This window comes from Oricola indica (assembly GCF_019966595.1).
Taxonomy (GTDB): Bacteria; Pseudomonadota; Alphaproteobacteria; order Rhizobiales; family Rhizobiaceae; genus Oricola; species Oricola indica.
In genome coordinates, this window is the sequence record NZ_JAINFJ010000006.1 from 151,090 (window position 1) to 170,197 (window position 19,108).

The 19,108-nt window shown below is 62.9% G+C and carries 18 protein-coding genes; 2 read left to right on the top strand and 16 right to left on the bottom strand.

From position 1 onward, the window contains the following. The 4 genes from denD to LC343_RS25270 are packed head-to-tail and all read right to left on the bottom strand — an operon-like array spanning position 1 to position 3,104. Entirely contained in the window at positions 1 to 972 is a 972-nt protein-coding gene (gene denD / locus LC343_RS16450) for a D-erythronate dehydrogenase (protein ID WP_223478250.1), read from the bottom strand. A gap of 1 nt (position 973) precedes the next feature. Beyond that, positions 974 to 1,189 (bottom strand): hypothetical protein, encoded by a 216-nt coding sequence (locus LC343_RS16455; RefSeq protein ID WP_223478251.1) that lies wholly within the window; start codon positions 1,187 to 1,189, stop codon positions 974 to 976. Then, entirely contained in the window at positions 1,189 to 1,944 is a 756-nt protein-coding gene (locus tag LC343_RS16460; RefSeq protein WP_223478252.1) for an SDR family oxidoreductase, read from the bottom strand. Before LC343_RS16460 ends, LC343_RS16455 begins: the two co-directional genes overlap by 1 nt. A gap of 26 nt (positions 1,945 to 1,970) precedes the next feature. Further along, positions 1,971 to 3,104, bottom strand: coding sequence for a GNAT family N-acetyltransferase (locus tag LC343_RS25270; protein ID WP_338018595.1), 1,134 nt, complete (start codon positions 3,102 to 3,104; stop codon positions 1,971 to 1,973). A gap of 85 nt (positions 3,105 to 3,189) precedes the next feature. Between LC343_RS25270 and LC343_RS16475 the strand changes: the two genes are divergently transcribed. Continuing rightward, positions 3,190 to 4,359 (top strand): pyridoxal phosphate-dependent aminotransferase, encoded by a 1,170-nt coding sequence (locus LC343_RS16475; protein ID WP_223478253.1) that lies wholly within the window; start codon positions 3,190 to 3,192, stop codon positions 4,357 to 4,359. Positions 4,360 to 4,436: 77 nt separating this feature from the next. After that, on the top strand, positions 4,437 to 5,057 hold the full coding sequence (locus LC343_RS16480) for a TetR/AcrR family transcriptional regulator (RefSeq protein WP_223478254.1): 621 nt from the start codon (positions 4,437 to 4,439) through the stop codon (positions 5,055 to 5,057). A 320-nt stretch (positions 5,058 to 5,377) separates the two neighbouring features. Here the strand turns inward: LC343_RS16480 and LC343_RS16485 are convergent, their stop codons facing one another. The 12 genes from LC343_RS16485 to LC343_RS16540 all read right to left on the bottom strand — a co-directional run bounded on the left by LC343_RS16485 (position 5,378) and on the right by LC343_RS16540 (position 18,969). Next, a complete protein-coding gene (locus LC343_RS16485; protein WP_223478255.1) occupies positions 5,378 to 7,003 on the bottom strand; it encodes a TRAP transporter large permease in 1,626 nt (541 codons plus the stop codon). 5 nt (positions 7,004 to 7,008) lie between these two features. Further along, positions 7,009 to 7,704 carry a TRAP transporter small permease gene (locus LC343_RS16490; protein WP_223478256.1) on the bottom strand — a complete coding sequence of 232 codons (696 nt, stop codon included), beginning with the start codon at positions 7,702 to 7,704 and terminating at the stop codon, positions 7,009 to 7,011. 94 nt (positions 7,705 to 7,798) lie between these two features. After that, the gene (locus LC343_RS16495; RefSeq protein WP_223478257.1) at positions 7,799 to 8,797 is read right to left on the bottom strand and encodes a DctP family TRAP transporter solute-binding subunit; all 999 of its coding nucleotides are present in this window, start codon (positions 8,795 to 8,797) and stop codon (positions 7,799 to 7,801) included. 488 nt (positions 8,798 to 9,285) lie between these two features. Next, positions 9,286 to 10,647 (bottom strand): sigma-54-dependent transcriptional regulator, encoded by a 1,362-nt coding sequence (locus LC343_RS16500; RefSeq protein ID WP_223478258.1) that lies wholly within the window; start codon positions 10,645 to 10,647, stop codon positions 9,286 to 9,288. Between the two features lie 13 nt (positions 10,648 to 10,660). After that, the gene (locus LC343_RS16505; protein WP_223478259.1) at positions 10,661 to 12,469 is read right to left on the bottom strand and encodes a sensor histidine kinase; all 1,809 of its coding nucleotides are present in this window, start codon (positions 12,467 to 12,469) and stop codon (positions 10,661 to 10,663) included. 17 nt (positions 12,470 to 12,486) lie between these two features. Then, the gene (modC, locus tag LC343_RS16510) at positions 12,487 to 13,596 is read right to left on the bottom strand and encodes a molybdenum ABC transporter ATP-binding protein (RefSeq protein ID WP_223478260.1); all 1,110 of its coding nucleotides are present in this window, start codon (positions 13,594 to 13,596) and stop codon (positions 12,487 to 12,489) included. Continuing rightward, positions 13,589 to 14,284 carry a molybdate ABC transporter permease subunit gene (gene modB, locus LC343_RS16515; protein ID WP_223478261.1) on the bottom strand — a complete coding sequence of 232 codons (696 nt, stop codon included), beginning with the start codon at positions 14,282 to 14,284 and terminating at the stop codon, positions 13,589 to 13,591. The genes modC and modB overlap by 8 nt, the downstream gene beginning before the upstream one ends. Before the next feature lies 1 nt (position 14,285). Then, positions 14,286 to 15,071, bottom strand: a complete 786-nt coding sequence (gene modA, locus LC343_RS16520) for a molybdate ABC transporter substrate-binding protein (protein WP_223478262.1) — start codon at positions 15,069 to 15,071, stop codon at positions 14,286 to 14,288. Positions 15,072 to 15,122: 51 nt separating this feature from the next. Continuing rightward, positions 15,123 to 15,503: a winged helix-turn-helix domain-containing protein gene (locus tag LC343_RS16525; protein ID WP_223478263.1), complete on the bottom strand. Its 381-nt coding sequence runs from the start codon at positions 15,501 to 15,503 to the stop codon at positions 15,123 to 15,125. Positions 15,504 to 15,586: 83 nt separating this feature from the next. Next, positions 15,587 to 16,294: a tellurite resistance TerB family protein gene (locus LC343_RS16530; protein ID WP_223478264.1), complete on the bottom strand. Its 708-nt coding sequence runs from the start codon at positions 16,292 to 16,294 to the stop codon at positions 15,587 to 15,589. Positions 16,295 to 16,441: 147 nt separating this feature from the next. Beyond that, entirely contained in the window at positions 16,442 to 18,382 is a 1,941-nt protein-coding gene (locus LC343_RS16535) for a TRAP transporter large permease subunit (protein WP_223478265.1), read from the bottom strand. After that, positions 18,379 to 18,969: a TRAP transporter small permease subunit gene (locus tag LC343_RS16540; RefSeq protein WP_223478266.1), complete on the bottom strand. Its 591-nt coding sequence runs from the start codon at positions 18,967 to 18,969 to the stop codon at positions 18,379 to 18,381. The genes LC343_RS16535 and LC343_RS16540 overlap by 4 nt, the downstream gene beginning before the upstream one ends. Positions 18,970 to 19,108: the final 139 nt, after the last annotated feature.

Sequence of the window (19,108 nt, forward strand, 5' to 3'; positions counted from 1 at the left end):
CTAAAGCGAGCCGCCCAACTCGTCTTCCACATGCACCCTGATGATGTCGTCGAAGGTCGTTTCGGCTGTGAAGCCGAGGTCACGTGCGCGCTTCGCGTCGAACCGCTGCGGCCAGAAATCGACGATGGCCCGGGTCTCGGGGTCCGGTTCATCGCGGATCAGGGTCACGGCCTTGTCACCGGCAACACGGCGCAATGCCTCTATCTGTTCTCCGATGGAAACCGCAACGCCGGGAAGCGTCACATTGCGGCGTGCGCCGAGACGCTCGGAGGAGAGCCCCGCGGCATGCAAGAGGAAGCCGACGGCCGAACGCGGGCTGGCATGCGTATGCACCACGTCACGCGAAACCGGCAACACCGCAGGCTTTCCGGCCAGGGGTTCGCGGATGATGGAGGAAAAGAAGCCGGATGCCGCAAGGTTCGGCTTGCCGGGGCGCACGCAGATGGTCGGCAGGCGAAGCCCGATGCCATCCAGGAAGCCACGCCGCGAGTAATCGCCCAGCAGCAATTCGCCGATCAGTTTCTGCGCGCCGTAGGAGGTCAGCGGAACCTGTTGGAAGTCGTCGCCGATCGCGTCGGGAAATGGCGCGCCGAAGACCGCGATCGAGGAGGCATAGACGACGCGCGGGTAATAGTCTTCGCGCAGCCGGATCGCGTCGAACAGGGCGCGCGCGCCGTCGAGATTGGCGCGGTAACCCTTGTCGAAATCGCGTTCCGCTTCTCCCGACACGACGCCCGCGAGATGGAAGACCACGTCCGCTTCGCGCGCGGCCAATGCCTCAGTGACGCCAGGATTAGCCAGATCGCTGGTCTCGGCCGTCACGGCAAAATCCGCCGGCGGAACATCGACCGGCACGATGTCCTGGAGATGAAGGCCGCTGATTTGCCGGCCCGTGAGCTTGCCGTCTGCAATGAGGCGGGCGGTCAGCTTGCGGCCGATCATGCCTGCCGCGCCGGTGATGACGATCCTCACCTTATTCGCCCTTGCGCCGCATGCGGCCACGCAGCCAGAGGCCGACGAATGGCAGCACGAGCACGCCGACGACTATGGCGCCCGCAAGGATTCGATTTTCGCCACCGACCGCCTGCATGATGTTCGGCAGGAAGAAAATGAGCAGCGCGAAGCCTATGAAGATTGCCGCCGCTGTGGCCAGCGTCTTGCTGTCGTATTGGTTCTTGTTCTCGGACATCAGAGCGTCCATCCCCCATCGATCGGAATCGCCGTTCCGGTGGTAAAGGCCGCGGAATCGCTTGCCAGATAAACCGCCAGCGCGGCGACCTCCTCGACCCGTCCGACGCGACCTATCGGCTGGCGATCGACGAACATCTGCAGTGCCTTGTCGGCTCCGCCGACGCTCTTGCCGAGTTCATCGACACGTTCGTGCCAGGACGGGGATTCGATCGTGCCGGGGCAGATCGCGTTGCAGCGGATGTTCTGACGGATGAAATCCTGTGCAACTGATTTCGTCAGGCCAATGACTGCCGCCTTGGTCGCGCCATAGACATAGCGGTTCGGGGCGCTCTTGAGCGAGGATGCGCCGGACGACATGTTGACAATCGACCCCGACGTGCCGTTCGCGGCAGCGCGGGTCAGCATCTCCGGCAGGAAGGAGCGGATCATGCGATGCATGGATTTCACATTGAGATCGAAGGAGAAATCCCAGTCGCTCTCCTCGCAGTCGAGCACCGTCCCGTGATGGACGAAGCCGGCGACGTTGGCCAGGATATCGATTCCGCCGACCGCCGCCGCATAGGCGTTCACGGCGTCGGTGTCGGTGACGTCCAGCCGCGCCTTGGAGGCATCGAGCCCGTCAAGCTTGCCGAGATCGAGATCGGACGCATGGACCGTCGCGCCCTCGGCGGCGAACGCCTCCGCGATGGCGCGCCCGATACCCTGGCCGGCCGCCGTGACCACCGCGATCTTCCCCTGCAACTGTCCTGACATGCGATACTCCACTGTGTCCTGAATGCTCAACTCACTCGCGCGACCATGTGGATGACCGTACGCGAGCCGAGATCCTCCTCGCGCTCGATCTCGAAGCCCAGCCGCCGATACCAGTCGAGCGCGGGATTGAGCGCGTGTGTCTTCAACCGGATTTCCGGCGCCGTCAATGCATGCGCGCGATTGAAGACGCCGGCCATCATGGCACGGCCATAGCCCATGCCGGCAACGGCCGGCGTGGTGGCGATCGATTCCAGGTAGAGGTCACCCTTTTGGCGGCGGAGGATCAGCACGCCGGCGGGCTTGTCGTCTCGACTGCACATCCACACCTCGCAATTGGCGAAGATTTCGCCATAGTCCCAACCGAGCGGCATGGGGTCGTCGCCGGTGCGGTCGCGCGTTCGCGCGTAGGATGCGGCCTGGATTTCCTCGATCTGCCCCCGTTTTTCGAAGCCGATGCGTTCGAGGCGGATGCCGTTGGCGACCAGCGTGCGGGCGGTGAGTGTCGACAAGGCGGTGCGCTGCCGGCCCGAGGCATCGAAATTTTCAGCTGCGAGCCATGTCTCGAAGGCGGCCCTTGCCTGCGGCCATTCCCCGTCGAGCAGAGAGTACCACGCGGTGTCGCGGTTCTCGCCCTTGACGACGCCCGCCTGGCGGAAGAGCCCCTCATGCGTCATGGCGAAGCGCTCCGCCGCGCGTTTCGAGGGCTCGTTGCGGTCGTTGCATTTCCATTCGAAGCGACGATAGCCGAGATCGTCGAAAATATGCCGTGCGAACAGATAAAACGCCTCGGTTGAGGCAGGGGTTCGCGCCATGATGGACGACCAGAGAATATGGCCTATCTCGATGACCCCGTTGGCCTGGTCGATGCGCAGAAAAGTCTGGCGGCCGGCGACCTTGCCGGAATGCTTGTCGATCACGACGTAATAAAGTGGATCGGTGCTCTTTTCGGCCTTGTCGAGCCAGGTCTGAAAGGCCTCTCGGCTTTCGGGCGGATATTCGGGCAGCCACCGGAAACGGGCATCGGCGTCCTGCATGGTGGAGGCGGCATAAAGGCCGTCTCCGTGCCTTTGCGACGACAGGCGCTCAAGGCGCACGAAGCGGCCTTCCATGACTTCCGCATTGGGCACTGGACGTGGCGTCCAGGTCGAAAGGTCTTGCATCGAATTCGTCCTCACCGGTCCGGAATTGCGTTTCCCTACCCGAAATGCAAGAGAGCTTCATTCCGCAAATTGTAGGGGAAGCAATATGCTGCACACCGTCGCCGCCTATAACCGTATCGGAGAGGAAAATGCTTTCGCGGTGCTGGCGCGCGCGACGCAGCTTGCGGCGGAAGGCCGCGATATCATCAATCTCGGCATCGGGCAGCCGGATTTCAAAACGCCGGATCATATTGTCGAAGCCGCGGTGAAGGCGCTGCGCGACGGCCATCACGGCTACACGCCCGCCAATGGAATTCTCGAGACGCGTGAGGCAGTGGTCCGCCGTACGCTGGCGACGACCGGCATCGAGGTTTCGCCCGACAGCGTGATGATCATGCCGGGCGGAAAGCCGACCATGTATGCGGCGATCACCCTATTTGGCGAGCCGGGCGCGGAGATCCTCTATCCCGATCCCGGTTTCCCGATCTATCGCTCGATGATCGAGTTTACTGGCGCCACACCGGTTCCCGTGCCGATCCGCGAGGAAAACGGCTTCGCCTTCTCGGCGGAGGAAACACTTGGTCTCATCACGGACAAGACGCGGCTGCTGATTCTCAACTCGCCGGCCAATCCGACCGGCGGCGTGACGCCAAAATCGGAGATCGACGCGCTGGTGAAGGGGCTTGCCGCCTTCCCGGACGTGGCGATCATGTCGGACGAGATCTACGACGTGATGACCTATGACGGCGAGACGCACACGTCGTTGCTGACCTATCCGGAAATTCGCGACCGGCTGATCGTCCTCAACGGATGGTCCAAGACCTGGGCGATGACCGGCTGGAGGCTCGGCTGGTCGATCTGGCCGGACGGGCTGATCGACAAGGTGCGCAAACTGGCCGTGAATTGCTGGTCCTGCGTCAACGCGCCCTCGCAATTCGCCGGCATCGCGGCGATCGACGGACCGCAGGACGCGGTGAAAACAATGATGCAGGCTTTCGATGCACGCCGGCATATCGTCGTCGAGAAGATGAACGCGCTTCCGGGCATCAGCTGCGCAACGCCGAAAGGCGCTTTCTATGCCTTCCCGAATGTCTCCGAGACCGGACGGAAGGCGAAACCACTCGCTTCGGCACTGCTTGAGGAAGCCGGTGTGGCGCTGATCGGCGGTCCTGATTTCGGAATTCTCGGCGAGGGCTACATCCGTCTGTCCTTCGCGAATTCCGCCGAGAACATCGAGCGTGCGATCGAACGGATCGGAGACTTTCTCGCCGGCTGATCCGCTCTGCCGATTTGCCGTCTTTTCGGTGTCAAGATAGATTGTCGCCGACGATTCGCGCAGGCGGAGAAGACGGCATGGCGACACGGCGTTCCGGCAAATCCTATCACCATGGCGATCTGCGCGCGGCGCTGATCGCGGCGGCCGAGACGGAACTGATCGAAAAGGGCGTCGATGCCTTTTCATTGCGCGGCGCGGCGCGGCGGGCGGGCGTCAGCCATGCGGCGCCGGCCCATCACTTCAAAGACGCCAACGCGCTGCTCGACGCGCTGGCCGCATCCGGGTTCGAGCGGCTGACCGCAGCCATGCGCGCCGAACAGGTGGCATCGGAAGCGGACAAGACAGCGCAGCTGGTGGCGGCGGGCATCGGCTATGTGCGCTTTGCCGAGACCAATCGCGAACTGCTACAGCTGATGTTCGGCATGTCACGCCGCACCGGCGACGATCCCGATCTTGCCCGTCATTCGGAAGCGGCGTTTTCGGTGTTGGTCAATGGTGTGGGCAATGTGCGCGGACGGCAGGCTTTCGCGAGCGAGGAGGGGTGGCGCGACGTGGCCGCATGCTGGTCGATGGTTCACGGCTACGCGCAATTGGCGATCGCCGGCAAGATGGAGTTCGTCACCGGTCTCGCATTCGACGAGCAGCGTAGCTTGATCGAGGATCTGATGCGGCGGGCGATGTCCGAACGGGGCGCCTGACAACAAAGCGGGCGACCTTTTGGGAAAGATCGCCCGGCTTCTTCAGACCGCAGAGGGAGGAGCTGACGGTCTTAAATGCCACCACTGTTTCATGCTGGCACGAATCAGTTACCCAAAGGTTAACAAATTTATGACCGCAAGCAATTCTGCTTGGCACAAAAACAGGCTGTATTGCTTTTTTAGGCACTGGATTTTGATCGCCGCAGCAATGTCGGGGCAAGTTTCGCCACTACTTTAGCGCGAACGCAGTCTGCACTGGTAAAAATGCTAGTTAACTTTACGTCATCCGGCGCACAAAGGCGCCGGATGAACCGTGAGTACTATCGCGTGATGATTTCGGGGCCCATCAACGCGTAGGGCAGTGCGGTCGAGAAGATCGGAATATAGGTCACCATGACCAGGAACACGAGCAGCACTGCGACGAAGGGCGCCGCCGCGCGCACCACCTGAATAAGGCTCATGCCCGTTATTCCCGATGTGACGAACAGGTTGAGACCGATCGGCGGCGTGATCATACCGATCTCCATGTTCACCACCATGATGATACCCAGATGGATCGGATCGACGCCCAACTCCATTGCGATGGGGAACACCACCGGTGCGACGATCAGCAACAGGCCCGAGGGCTCCATGAACTGGCCGCCCAGCAGAAGCAGCAGGTTGACCGCGATCAGGAAGGTGAACCAGGTGAAGCCGGCATCCACCATCAGGCCGGTGATGGCCTGGGGAATGCGCTCGGCCGTCAGCACATGGGCGAAGAGCAGCGCATTCACGATGATGAACATCAGCATGATGATCGTCTTCGACGAGTCGATCATCACCTTACGCGTGTCCGCGTGGAAGAACGCGCCAAAAAAGTGCCGGGCGATCAGGCCCAAATTGCGCCCCCAGACCGGCAGGCCGGCGACCACGAAGCGTGGGATGTTGGCCGGGTTGGAGGCCGGATCGCGCCAGACCGAATAGGCGATGAGGACGGCAAGCGACAGCGCCAGTCCCACCCATGCGCGTCCCGAGGCGGTAACGTTCTCCCAGTCGGCGGTGACGAAGAAGGACAGCACCATCCAGACGAAGAAGAAGGCCAGCGCGTAGACCGTCGCCGAAAAGCCGACATGCGCCGGCGTGCCGCGGCTTTCCGTGTCGCCAAGCCAGCGGCGGCCCGCCATCGGGCCCATGTCGCGATAGACGAAAACCGCGATGACAAACGCATAGATGGCGGCGACCGCGGCGGCCTCGGTCGGCGTGAACACGCCGCCATAAATGCCGCCGATGATGATGACGATCAGGAACAGGCCCCAGCCGGCTTCCTTGCCGCCATTGAGAATTTCGCCGACGCCCTTCCATTCCTCCGCGGGCAGATTGCGCCGGCGGGCGATCACATAGATCGCGCCCATCAGCATCAGGCCGGCGAGAATGCCGGGTACCACGCCGGCGAGGAACATGCGGCCAACCGAGACATTGGTTGCCGCTGCGTAGACGACCATCACGATGGACGGCGGAATGAGGATGCCGAGCGTGCCGGCATTGGCGATCACGCCGGCCGCGAACTCCTTGGTATATCCGACCTGGCGCATGCCGGCGATGGCGATCGTTCCGATGGCGACGACGGTCGCCGGCGAAGAACCGGACAGGGCGGCGAACATCATGCAGGCAAGAACCGAAGCCATGGCGAGGCCGCCCCGGAAATGACCGACCGAGGCGATCGAGAACCGGATGATGCGTTTGGCGACGCCGCCCGTCGACATGAAGGCGGACGCCAGGACGAAGAAGGGAATGGCAAGCAGCGTGTAGTTCTGCGATGCGGTGAAAAGCTGCTGCGCAACCGACGACATAGAGTCATTCGAGAAGAAGGCGATGACGATGATCGACGACAGGCCGAGGGAGACCGCGACGGGAACGCCGAGGAACAGCAGGCCGAGCACGAGAGCAAAAAGGATACCGGTTTCCATAGCGCTCAGTCCTTCAAAACGTCACGGTTTTCGGCCACGAGGTCTTCCGCCTCATGGCCGGCAATGATCAATTCGCGCTCGCCGCGCGCGATGGCGACAGTCGCCTGAAGGCTGCGGAACGCGAGAAGGGCAAGCCCGATGGGCAGCATGAGATAGGCCACCCACCGCTGCACCCGTTCCTGGAGGCCGAATGTTTCCTGCATCCAGACGGGGTAGCGAAGGTCGTCGAGGCCGATGCCGGTGCCGTACATCAGCGTCCAGTAGCCAAGCGCGCCGGACTGGCGATAGCTGGTGATCTCCTTGCCGCCGAAGAACGACAGCCAGCCGGCATGGAGGAGCATCATCGCATAGAGCAGGCAGCAGATCGCTCCGAACAGGGCGGCGGCGTGAAACAGCGGTTTGGGGAAGGTCCGGATGAGGGCATCGACGCCGAGATGCATGCCCTGCTTGACGCCGTATGACATGCCGAAAAGGATCAGCCAGGCGAACAGGATGCGGGTGAGTTCCAGTGCGCCGCCCCAGCCACTGTTGAAGCCGTAACGCGCGACGACCTGGGTAAATGAGATGATGGTGATCGCTGCCAGAAGGAACGCGATGATGCTCTCCTCGAGCGTGTTTACCGCTTCAGGATATTTACGTTCAGCCAGAAACAGAATCGCGACGAGAATCACGAGCAAGACGGAAGGCCACAAGACAGCCATCGCTTCATTCCCCTCAAACAATGTGCGCCTTCATGGCGCTTTCCCCGGAAAAATGAGGGACCGGCGGTGAAACGCCGGTCCCGTTGTCAGCGGATCAGGAGCCGTTGGATGCAACGGCGGCGTCGATCAGGTCCTTGCCGATGTCGCCTTGGAACTGCTCCCAGACGGGCTTCATGGTGGAGACCCACTCGGCACGCTGTTCCGGGGACAGTTCGCGAACGGTTGCGCCGGCATCGATGATGTTCTGCCGGTTGGCGGCTTCCTTCTCGGCAACCTGCGCGTTGGCGGTGCGGGTCACGTCATCCACGATGGCGACGAACTGCTCGCGCACGTCGTCGTCGAGACCGTTCAGCCAGTCGGTCGAGGTGACGAGCAGGTAGGCGAGCAGCTGGTGATTGGTTTCCGTGATGCCGTCCTGCACCTCGAAGAACTTCTGGGTGTAGATGTTGGACCAGGAATTTTCCTGACCATCGACGACGCCCGTCTGAAGCGCGCCGTAGACTTCCTTGAAAGCCAGTTTCTGCGCCGACGCGCCCATCGCCTCGATCATGGCGACGGCCACATCCGAGGTCTGCACGCGGAACTTCAGACCGTTCGCGTCCGAGGGAACGAGCAGCGGCTTGTTTGCGGAGAACTGCTTCAGGCCCGAAGACCAGTAGCCCAGACCGGTGTAGCCGTTCGGCTCGGTGACCTTGAGTAGGTCGCGACCGGCATCGGAGTCGGCGAAGGCGGCCACGGCGCTGAGGGACGAGAACAGGAACGGAAGGTCGAAGAGCCGGTATTTCTTGGTATAGGCCTCGAACTTGGAAAGCGACGGAGCGGCAAGCTGGACGTCTCCGAGCAGCAGCGCTTCCATGACCTTGTCATCGTCATAGAGCGTCGAGTTCGCGAAGACTTCCATGCAGGCCTTGCCGTCCATTTCCTCGTTGACGCGTTCCGCGAGCATCGTCGCGGCATCGCCCTTCGGGTGGCCGGTCGCCGCGACGACGTGGCTGAACTTGATGACCATTTCGCCGTCGTCGCACTGGGCCAGAGCCTGTGTTGCGGTCAACGAGATGGCGAGCGCCGAAACAGCGCCGAGAAGCTTTTTCATGAGATTTACCTCCACTGCGGGGACCATTCCCCGGTCTCACGTCACAGGAAGGCGACCATGGCCGGCGTTTGCGGCGTTGGCTGTTCTCCTCCCTGAAAAGGCGTCGAAACCTTTCGCCGCTAAACATTGCACGCGGCGTGCCAACTGCAACAGAAGCCAAATTCCCGGGAGTTTCGGGCTTTCATCCGTTCATGATGTGTAGAATTCTACCCATCGCGGCCGCGCTGTGTATCGTAATCTATACATACCGCGCGGTGGGCTGGTGGTTATCAGCGGCGTTTTCCTGCAAGCGCGAAAAATCCCTGGCCCGATATGATTCACTCGTCCTGCAGGTCGAGTTTGCGGGTGAGCCCCACATTGCGCTCCCAGAAACGGGAATCGCGATAAACGACAGAGATGATCGAAAGGCAGTCGTTCATCCGGGCTGTAGCCGGGCGGCATTGCATCGCCTTGACGGATCTCACAATGGACGATGGATGCAATCCTGGTCAGTCATCGTCAGCGTCCGCGCCTCCGATGCCGTGCTTCTGCATCTTGTCGTACAGGCCTTTCCGCGAGATGCCGAGCGCCGCATAGACATCCTTGAGCTTGCCGCCCGCCTTGCGGATTTCCCGCTCGATCATTGCGCGTTCAAATGCGGCCATGCGTTCGGAAAGCGGACCTTCGAAATCCTCGGCGGAGGATGTGCCGCCTCCGTTGAAGCCGTTCCAGAGGCCCAGAACCCAGCGGTCGGCGATGTTGCGCAATTCGCGCACATTGCCCGGCCACGAATGGTCGAGAAGTTCCCGTTCGAGGACGGGATTGAAGTCGGGGATTTCGCGGCGATAACGCGCGCGCGCCTGACGGGCGAGATGTTCGAAAAGGAGCGGTATGTCTTCGCGGCGGTCGCGAAGCGGCGGAATCGAAAGCGAGACCACGTTCAGGCGGTAGAAGAGGTCGGCCCTGAAACGTCCGGCGTCGGCCTCGCGGCCGAGGTCGGATTTCGTGGCTGCGACGAAGCGGACATCGAGCGCGATCGACTTGTTGGAGCCGAGACGCTCGATGGATCGATCCTCGATGGCGCGCAGCAGTTTCGCCTGCAGGTCGAGCGGCATGGATTCGATCTCGTCGAGAAATACGGTCCCGCTATTCGCATGTTCGAGCTTGCCGATGCGCTGGCGCGCCGCCCCCGTAAAGGCGCCGGCCTCATGGCCGAACAATTCGCTTTCGAAGATGTCGGGTGGCAGGGCGGCGCAATTGAGGGCGACGAAGGGTCCGGAGGCGCGCGCGGAAAAGTCGTGCAGGGCGCGGGCGACGACTTCCTTGCCGGCGCCCGTTTCGCCGAGAACGACCACGTCGGCATCGGTGCCCGCGATCAGATCGATTTCGCTGCGAAGCGTCGCGATTGCCGGCGAGCGTCCGACGATGCGTTCGGCGATGCCCGATCCGGAATCGAGCTCCGAGCGCAACATGCGGTTTTCCAGAACGAGGCGGCGCTTTTCCAGCGCCCGGCGGCTGACCGCGCCAAGGTCCTGTACCCGGAAGGGTTTGGGTATGAAATCATAGGCGCCTTCGCGCATGGCATCCACGGCGATCTGGATGTCGCCATGGCCTGTCACGAGGATCACGGGGATCGCCGGATCGATCTCGAGCACCTCTGCCATGAACTGCATCCCGTCCATGCCGGGCATGCGAATGTCGCTGATGACCGCGCCGGCGAAGTCGCGGCCGATCGCATCAAGCGCATCGGCGGGGCGTTTAAAATCGGTGACAGCCAGATCGTCGAGTTCGAGACCCTGGCGCAGTGCATGGCGCAGGTCGTCATCGTCGTCGACAAGCAATATGTCCGGTTTTTGGCTTTTGCCGTTCATTCGCGCCTGATCCTCATTCGGCCGCTTCCGCCTGCCGCTCGGTTGCGGGAATGTCGATGACAAAGCAAGCGCCATGGCCTTCATCGCGCTGTTCGATGCGCACCGAGCCTCTGAGATCCCGCACTACGCTGTCGACGATGGAGAGGCCGAGACCGAGGCCGGATCCGACGGGCTTGGTCGTGAAGAAGGGTTCGAACACCTTTTCGCGCACTTCCGGATCGATACCCGGTCCGTTGTCGGCAATCTTGATCTGGACCCGATCCCCGTCGCTGCGTGCACTGATTTCGATGCGGGACCCGGCAGGCGCCGCGGCATCGTCGCCGGCCATGGCATCGACGGCGTTTCCGACGAGGTTGACCACGATCTGGGAAAGACGGACCCGACCGGTATGGGCGGTTACGCCGGGTTCGATATCGGTGACAACCGATACGCCGGCCTTCTTCGCCTTCTGGCCAACAAGGATGAGCGCTTCCGAGATGATCGTTTCCACCGGGACCGTATCGAGTGTCGTTCCGGGCTTGCGGGAGAATGTCAGCAATGTCTTCGACAGCGCATTCATGCGATCGACCATCTGGCCGATGCGCGCAAGCACGTCCGGCACGGCCGTATATTTGCCGCGCTTGATCATCTTCTCTGCGTTTGCCGCATAGGTTTTGATCGCGGCCAGCGGCTGGTTGTACTCGTGGCTGAGTGTTGCCGACATCTGGCCGATCACGGCGAGCTTCGCCGCATGTACGAGTTCGTCCTGCGTTTCGCGGAGCTGTTTCTCCGTTTGCCGGCGGGCATCGTTTTCCTGCCGCAATGCCAGGTTGACTTCGGACAGTTCGGCCGTGCGATCGCGCACGAGCCTTTCCAGCCGCATGCTCTGCGCCTTTTCGCGGCGCGCGCGCGCGCTGGCGGCTTCCTGCCGGATCGCGAAGAAGAGTGCCAACATGCCGGCGAGGATCACCGCGAGGGCCGCGATCCAGGCCGCGTTGCGCCGCGCCGTCACGACCGGGCTGGCATCGACCAGCGCATGCATGGTCCAGCCGAGGATCGGGATGGTCCGCGCCGCTTCGACGAACAGGCGGTTTCCGGTTTCCGGGATGCGGATGAAATCGCCGGACGTGTACGACAGCGGTTCAACGTCCGGCATTGCAATCGATGCCGTCCAGAGACGTGCTGCCCATTGCGGTCGGTTCGAGAGGAATACGAATTCGCGTCCGTCGGTGACGAAGATCGGATGGCTCGACAGCGACCAGTTTGCCTCGATGGCGCCAAAAGGCACCAGCACCAGGACCATGCCGATGTTTTCGTCCGGATTCTCCAGTCCGGCGATGTGGGACGCGAAGGCGTAGGCGCGAGAGCCGTCGGCGAGCCGCAGTGCCGCGCGGCCGAGACGCCGTTGGGCGACCGTTTCGGCGAGGCCCGATCTTACCACCGTGTCCGTTTCCACGAGGCCGCTTGCCGATGCGAGAACATTGCCCCGGTTGTCGGCTATGGCGATATCCCGCGCTCCGGAGGCCGCCGAGGTGCTCTTCAGCAGGACATCCAGCCTGTCCGGATCGGCTGCGGTGCCGTCCGTCAGATAGTCGCGCACATCATCGCGCCGGCTCAGCAAGGGCGGGATCAGGCGGTATTTTTCCATGACACCGCCCAGAGCCTCGATCTGAAGCGCGAGACTTTCCTCCGCAGTGGCGCTCAGCGCCGTCCGGGCGCGGGTTCCCGCCCAGTCGCGGGCCAGCCAGACCGCGAGCGCAAGACACAGCACCGTGATGCCGATCACCATGCGGGTGATCAGACGGTAGCGTTTCCTGAGTTGTGCGCCGCTCGTTGTCGCCATGGTACATTATGTACCGGTCAGTCGTGTTCCTGCACAAGTCGCCGATCGAACGAGATCGACTTGATCATCGCATAGACCGACATGCCGGGGCGCAGGCGCAGGTCGTCGACCGTCTTGCGGGTGATGCGGGATTTCAGCACCTGCAGCCCGACCATGCCGCGTATCTCGGCAAAGGCGTCGTCGCCGGAAACGACTTCCTCGATGACCATGGGCAATTGGTTGCGTACCGAGATATCGGAACGCGGCGTCAGGGAAATCGCCACGTCTCGCGCGTGGACCCGCAGGCGCAGTGCCGTTCCCGGTTGGGGCAAGTCCTCCCGGTCGGGCGGGCCGAGCAGGAACACGGTATAGCCTTCGAGGTCCACCTGCATCAGCCCGTACTCTGCCTCGTAACGGCGGAAGATGCCGCGCAACAGGACGCTGGCCTGATGGCTGCCAAGATAGGCGCCGAGATCGGAGCGCGCGAACAACGCCGCCGTATCCCCTGATACCACCACCTTGCCTTGCGACATGATCACCAGCGTATCGGCGAGGCGGGCGATCTCGTCGATCTCGTGGCTGACATAGAGAATGGGAATTCGGGTGCGCGAGCGGATACGCTCCAGATAGGGCATGATGCGCTCGCGCCGGGCGAAGTCCAGCGAGGCGAGCGGTTCGTCCATCAACAGGATCTGCGGATCGGACATCAGCGCGCGGGCGATCGCGACCCGCTTGCGTTCGCCACCCGACAGGGTCGCCGGGCGGCGGTCGAGAAGTTCTTCTATGCCGAGTAGCGCGATGATCCCGTCGAACTGCTCCTGCCCCGGCCGGGCATTGCCGCGCGCGCCGTAGGCGATGTTGCGGCGAACGGTCATGTGCGGGAAAAGACGGTCGTCCTGGAAGACGAACCCGACACGGCGCTTGCGTGCGGCGACGCGGATACGCTTTTCGGTATCCTCCACGACCTGGCCGCCAAATTCGACATGCGCCCGCTCGGGCCGCATGAGGCCGGCGACCGTGCGCAGCAATGTCGATTTGCCGGCGCCGGACTGGCCGAATATCGCGGTGATTCCCTGGCCGGCCCGGAAATCCGCCTCGAGCGCGAAGTCGCCCGCCTTCACCGCGATGTCGATGCGCAGGTCAGTCACGGCTCGACGCGCCTCCGGCTGCAAGACGCGACGACACCCATTCCGATGCGACGATGGCCCCGATGGCGAGTAGCACCGAAATACCGATCAGGCGCAGGGCCGCCATGTCGCCTGTCGGGCTTTGAAGGAAGGAATAGATCGCGAGAGACAGGGTCTGGGTCTGGCCCGGTATGTTGGAAACGAAGGTGATGGTCGCACCGAATTCACCGAGCGCCTTGGCGAAACCGAGAATGACACCGGCAAGGATACCGGGCAGGGAAAGGGGGAGAACGACCGTGGCGAGAACGCGCAGACGTCCGGCTCCCAGCGTTTTGGCGGCCTCCTCCAGTCCCGGATCGATCGCTTCGAGGGACAGGCGGATCGGGCGGACAAGGAGGGGAAAAGCCATGATCGCTGCAGCCAGGGCAGCACCGGTCCAGCGAAAGGCGAATTCGAGACCCAGGACCTCGCGCGAAAGCCAGCCGAGCGGTCCGTTGGCGCCGAAGGATACAAGAAGAACGTAGCCGGTGACGACCGGCGGGAGCACGAGCGGCAGAGTGGTAATCGCCTGCAGCAGGCTTCGGCCGCGAAACCGCCAACGGGCAAGCGCCCAGGCGACGAAGAATGCCAGCGGCAGCGCCGCGGCCATGGCGGTGGCGGCGACCTTCAGCGAAAGCAGGATGATCTGAAGCTCGCCCCCGGTCAGCATGTCATCCCTGTCCGCCGTAACCGCCGGCGAGGAAGCCGTATTTCGCTAGCACCTCCTGCCCGGGTTTGCCGTTCAGACGATCGAGGAAGGCTTTGCCGAGATTGCCACCGCCAGACAGAAGCACCGCTTCATAGGCGATCTCGGGGTGGCTCGCGGGATCGAAGCGATAGGCGATCTTGAGGTCCGGTTCCATTCGGGCATCGGTCGCATAGACGATTGCAGCGCCGACATCACCGCGCGCGGCCATGGCGAGCGCGACGCGGACATTCTCCGTGAAAGCCGCGTTCGATGAGACGTCGGCCCATATCCCGAGTGACTCGAGAGCCGCCTTTCCGTAGATGCCGGCGGGCACATGGCCGGGATCGGCCATGGCGAAGCGGGACGAAAGCAAATCCGCGATGTCGGCGCTATCCGTGGATTTCGAAACAGCGACAAGGCCGTTGCGAGCAATGATTGCGGGTTCGCTCGCGATCCTTTCGGGCGCGTTTTCCGCAAGCCACGTCACCCAGTCGCGGTTCGCGGAGATGTATAGGCCGGCCGGTGCGCCTTCGGCGATCTGGCGGGCCAGCGTCGAGGAGCCGGCGACCGAGACAGTAACCGCACATCCCGTGTCGTCCTGGAAGGCTTCCGTGAACTCGTTGATCGCGTCGGTCATCGACGCGGCCGCGAAGACGATCAGCGGAGCGTCGCCGCAATCGATATCGGCGGCGTTCGCCGGCGCGGCGGTCAGTGTCACCAGGGTGAGCAGGAATGCTGCGCCAAGGCGCAATCGGATCAAGGCGTTCAAGATGAATTTCTCCGAAATGTTTTCAGAAACATATCGGGATTCACTATGCTGTCAATCGCGTTGTTCATCGGACCCCGGCACCGTCGACAGCATGGATTTGAGTGTCTCCACCTCCGGCGCGACGGCATCTTCCGCGGCTTTGGTCATTCGGCGATAGGCCGCAAGCACGGCATCGCCGGTCGCGGTCAGTGTCGCGCCACCGCGTGCGCTTCCGCCGCGTGCCGTTTCGACGACCGGTTCGCGGAAAGCGCTGTTCATGGCTTCGACCAGCGACCAGGCACGCTTGTAGCTCATCTGCATGGCACGGCCGGCGGCGGCGATGGAGCCGGTTTCGCGAATGCCCTCGAGCAGGTCGGCCTTTCCGGGGCCGATCGCGATTTCGGCGTCAAGCGCGATGCGCAGATGCAGCGGTCGGCTTGGCGTGTGTGGCATGTCTCGATTGCCTCCGTCCGCGCCGTTCGGCGGCGCGGCGCCAGACTAGCATCGCGGGCCGCCGTAACAGAAGCGGAAACGGGTCAGGCGGTTGCGCCCTCGATGGTCGCCTCGACATGGTCGATCAGTGCGTCGGGAAGACCGAGGCGTCCCGCGAGCAGGTCGAGATAGCCGCGTTCGGCGCGGCTGTCCGGGCGGATCGTCAGGCGCGACGCGGTGTAGAGTTCCACCTTCTGGGCGTCGGTTTTCGCGGCGGCGAGAATGGTGTCGAGGTCAAGCGGGCTTGAGAGTTCGCGGTTGATGAATTCGGCGGCGTCGTGATCGAGGCCCGACATGGCCAGGCGACCTGCGATCTGTTCGCGTTCGTCATCGTCGATATGGCCGTCCGCGCGCGCGGCGGCGATCATCGCACGAATGAGCGCGAGCGCGAACTCGTCCTCGCCCTGCGGCGCGATGCCGGGATCGAAGGCCGTCTCGGAGGGCGGGGGCAAGAGAACTTCTCCTTCAGCGACGTCTTGCCGGCCCTGATCGGGGCTCTTGCCGTCCTGATAGTTCTGGTAGGCCTTGTAGGCGAGCCCCGCGACCGCGGCCAGACCGCCGAGCTTGAGTGCCGAACCGGTGATCGAGCGGCCGGTGGAGGTTCCGAGCAGGACGGCGGCGATTGCACCGGTCGCGAGCGGATTGTCCTTTGCGAGTTGGCCTGCCTGTCCGGCCTTTTCGCGAACGGAGGAATCGGTGCCGGGAACCCGGCTTTCCAAGAGATCGGTCAGAAGTTTCTTTGCGTCGAACATCGGGTGCTCCTCATGCCAGCGTCGCGCTCCGATCGCCTGTGTATCGGGCCTCGCTCCACTTGGTGTCGGCGGTCGGCAAATACAACTGCGCGATGATGGCATTGAGCGCCTCCGCGCGCTGCGCGGAGGTACCGAAAGCGGAGACGCTTACTGTGTCGAGGATCCGTCCGTCCCTGCGGGGGCAGTGTCGATCGCAGGCGGCGATCCGTCGAGGTTGAGCCCGCCCGGCAGGCCCGGGAGGCCCGTTGACGGCGCAGGCTCGCCGGATTGGCCGCCAAGTCCGGGCGGAGGACCCGACAGTCCCATGGACGGCGCGCTCCCGCCGGACTGGTCGCCGAGGCCCGAGGGCGGGGCGCCGTCGAGATTGAGACCGCCGGGCAGTCCCGGGAGGCCGCCGGAAGGCTGTCCGTTGCCATTCTGGCCCGGCAATCCCGGCAGGCTGGGGAGTCCGCTCGGCGCCTGTGGCGCTCCCATGCCTGGCAACTGGATCTGGACGTCGTCGAGGTTCATCGGCGCGACGTCATCCTTGTAGTGGGTAACGAGGCGCGGATAAAAGATCACGATCAGGATGGCGATGAACTGGATCACGATATAGGGCAGCACGCCCTTGTAGATCTGCGTCGTCTTCACGCCCTCGACCTTATGGCCCGTCACCTCGTCCTTCCACGGCCGTGTCGGGGCGATGGAGCGCAGATAGAACAGCGCGAATCCGAAGGGCGGCGTCAGGAACGACGTCTGAAGGTTGATGCCGAGAATGATACCGAGCCAGATCAGGTCGATGCCGAGCGCTTCGGCCGGACCGACCAGCAGCGGCACGACGATGAAGGCGATCTCGAAGAAATCGAGGAAACAGCCGAGAATGAAGACGATAATCGTCACGAAAACGAGGAACCCGTGTTCACCGCCCGGCAGCGCGAGCAGCAATTCCTCGATCCAGAGATGGCCGTTGATGCCGTAGAAGGTCAGGCCGAAGACGCGGGCGCCAATCAGGATGAACATCACGAAAGATGTCAGCTTGGTGGTCGAATCGAGCGCTTCCTTCAGCGTCTTGAAGCTAAGACGGCGTTTGATCACGGAGAGGACGAGCGCGCCGGTCGCGCCCATCGCGCCGCCTTCGGTCGGTGTCGCGATTCCCAGGAAGATCGTGCCAAGCACCAGGAAGATCAGCGCCAGCGGTGGAATCAGCACGATGATCACCTGCTCGGCGAGGCGGGATATGATGCCGAGCTTCATGTAGCGGTTGATCAGGCTGAAACCCAAAGCCGCCGCCGTCGCGATCGTCGCCGACCAGACGAAGCGGGTTTCGTAGCGCAGTCCGTCAAAGACAAAGTTATAGAGCAGATAGTGGATGCCGACCGTCACCGCGATCATGACCAGCAGCGATGTGACGCCGCCGCCGAGTGTCCTGAATTCCACCGGAAGCGCTGGCGCGGTTTTCGGCCGGACCAGCGTGACGAAAAAGATGTAGGCGCAATACATGGCGATGATCATGATCGCGGGCAGCAGCGCGCCGACATACATGTCGCCGACAGACCGGCCGAGCTGGTCGGACATGACGATCAGCACCAGCGATGGCGGCACGATTTGCGCCAGTGTGCCCGATGCGGCGATGGTGCCGGTGGCAAGCGACCGGTCGTAACCGTAACGCATCATGATCGGCAGAGAGATCAGGCCCATGGCGATGACGGAGGCCGCGACGACACCGGTGGTCGCGCCGAGCAGGGCGCCGACGATAATCACCGCATAGGCGAGGCCGCCGCGCACCGGACCGAACAACTGCCCGATCGTGTCGAGCAGATCCTCGGCCATGCGCGATCGCTCGAGAATGAGCCCCATGAAGGTAAAGAAGGGGATCGCCAGCAACGTGTCGTTGCGCATGACGTCGAATATGCGGTTCGCGTTGGCCTGCAGCAGGTTCGGGAACAGGCGAATCTGGTCCGGCGCGAAGACCGAGAGTTCGACACCGAGAAAGAAGAATATCAGGCCGCCGGCGGCGAGCGTGAAGGCGACGGGGTAGCCGAGCAGAAGAAGCGCCATCACGGAGGTGAACATGATCGGCGCGAGATTGTGAGCGATGATCTCGATCATACCTTCCTCCTTTCATCCAGATCGGCGGCGGATTCGAGCTCCTCGACCGTCGGCGGCAGGTCATGTTTCTCGTTAGGCTCGTCGATCAGCCCCTGGATCACGGCGATGCGCTTGATGATTTCCGAGAAAGCCTGTGCGGTCAGCAGTGCGAAACCGAAGAAGACCATGGATTTGGCGGGCCAGAGCACGAGGCCGCCGGCATTCACCGAGACTTCGCCCGAGGCCATGGATTTCAGCATGAACGGCCAGCCCAGCCAGATCATGATCAGGCAGAAGGGCAAGAGGAAGAAGATGTGGCCGAGCAGGTCGATCCAGTCGCGAACCTTCTTGGAGAAGTTCGACATCACGATGTCGATGCGCACATGCTCGTTGCGCTGCAACGTGTAGGCGGCGGCGAGCATGAACACCGTGCCGTACAGATACCATTGCAGTTCGAGCCAGGCGTTCGACGACGTGTCGAACACCTTGCGGATCGTGGCATTGCCCGCGCTCACGAGCACGGCAACGAGGATCAGCCATGATACCGACCGGCCGATAAAGCCGGTCACCGCGTCGATGGCGCGCGACAGTTTCAACAGTGGAGCCATCTTTCTCCCCGGAAGCGGCCCGGCGGGCATGTTGCACCGCCAATTTTCGCAGTTGTTGTGCACGACTTTCCCGGCACATACAATCGCCGGGAGGTCGAAGCGGAACGGCGATTGCTAGCATTCGCGGCTGCAATCCTCA

What these genes read in the sequence shown, in the direction of transcription:
- LC343_RS16455 (WP_223478251.1), bottom strand. Translation starts at nt 1,189, where the DNA reads ATGTCCGAGAACAAGAACCAATACGACAGCAAGACGCTGGCCACAGCG.
- LC343_RS16460 (WP_223478252.1), bottom strand. Translation starts at nt 1,944, where the DNA reads ATGTCAGGACAGTTGCAGGGGAAGATCGCGGTGGTCACGGCGGCCGGC.
- LC343_RS25270 (WP_338018595.1), bottom strand. Translation starts at nt 3,104, where the DNA reads ATGCAAGACCTTTCGACCTGGACGCCACGTCCAGTGCCCAATGCGGAA.
- LC343_RS16475 (WP_223478253.1), top strand. Translation starts at nt 3,190, where the DNA reads ATGCTGCACACCGTCGCCGCCTATAACCGTATCGGAGAGGAAAATGCT.
- LC343_RS16480 (WP_223478254.1), top strand. Translation starts at nt 4,437, where the DNA reads ATGGCGACACGGCGTTCCGGCAAATCCTATCACCATGGCGATCTGCGC.
- LC343_RS16485 (WP_223478255.1), bottom strand. Translation starts at nt 7,003, where the DNA reads ATGGAAACCGGTATCCTTTTTGCTCTCGTGCTCGGCCTGCTGTTCCTC.
- LC343_RS16490 (WP_223478256.1), bottom strand. Translation starts at nt 7,704, where the DNA reads ATGGCTGTCTTGTGGCCTTCCGTCTTGCTCGTGATTCTCGTCGCGATT.
- LC343_RS16495 (WP_223478257.1), bottom strand. Translation starts at nt 8,797, where the DNA reads ATGAAAAAGCTTCTCGGCGCTGTTTCGGCGCTCGCCATCTCGTTGACC.
- LC343_RS16500 (WP_223478258.1), bottom strand. Translation starts at nt 10,647, where the DNA reads ATGAACGGCAAAAGCCAAAAACCGGACATATTGCTTGTCGACGACGAT.
- LC343_RS16505 (WP_223478259.1), bottom strand. Translation starts at nt 12,469, where the DNA reads ATGGCGACAACGAGCGGCGCACAACTCAGGAAACGCTACCGTCTGATC.
- modB (WP_223478261.1), bottom strand. Translation starts at nt 14,284, where the DNA reads ATGCTGACCGGGGGCGAGCTTCAGATCATCCTGCTTTCGCTGAAGGTC.
- LC343_RS16525 (WP_223478263.1), bottom strand. Translation starts at nt 15,503, where the DNA reads ATGCCACACACGCCAAGCCGACCGCTGCATCTGCGCATCGCGCTTGAC.
- LC343_RS16530 (WP_223478264.1), bottom strand. Translation starts at nt 16,294, where the DNA reads ATGTTCGACGCAAAGAAACTTCTGACCGATCTCTTGGAAAGCCGGGTT.
- LC343_RS16535 (WP_223478265.1), bottom strand. Translation starts at nt 18,382, where the DNA reads ATGATCGAGATCATCGCTCACAATCTCGCGCCGATCATGTTCACCTCC.
- LC343_RS16540 (WP_223478266.1), bottom strand. Translation starts at nt 18,969, where the DNA reads ATGGCTCCACTGTTGAAACTGTCGCGCGCCATCGACGCGGTGACCGGC.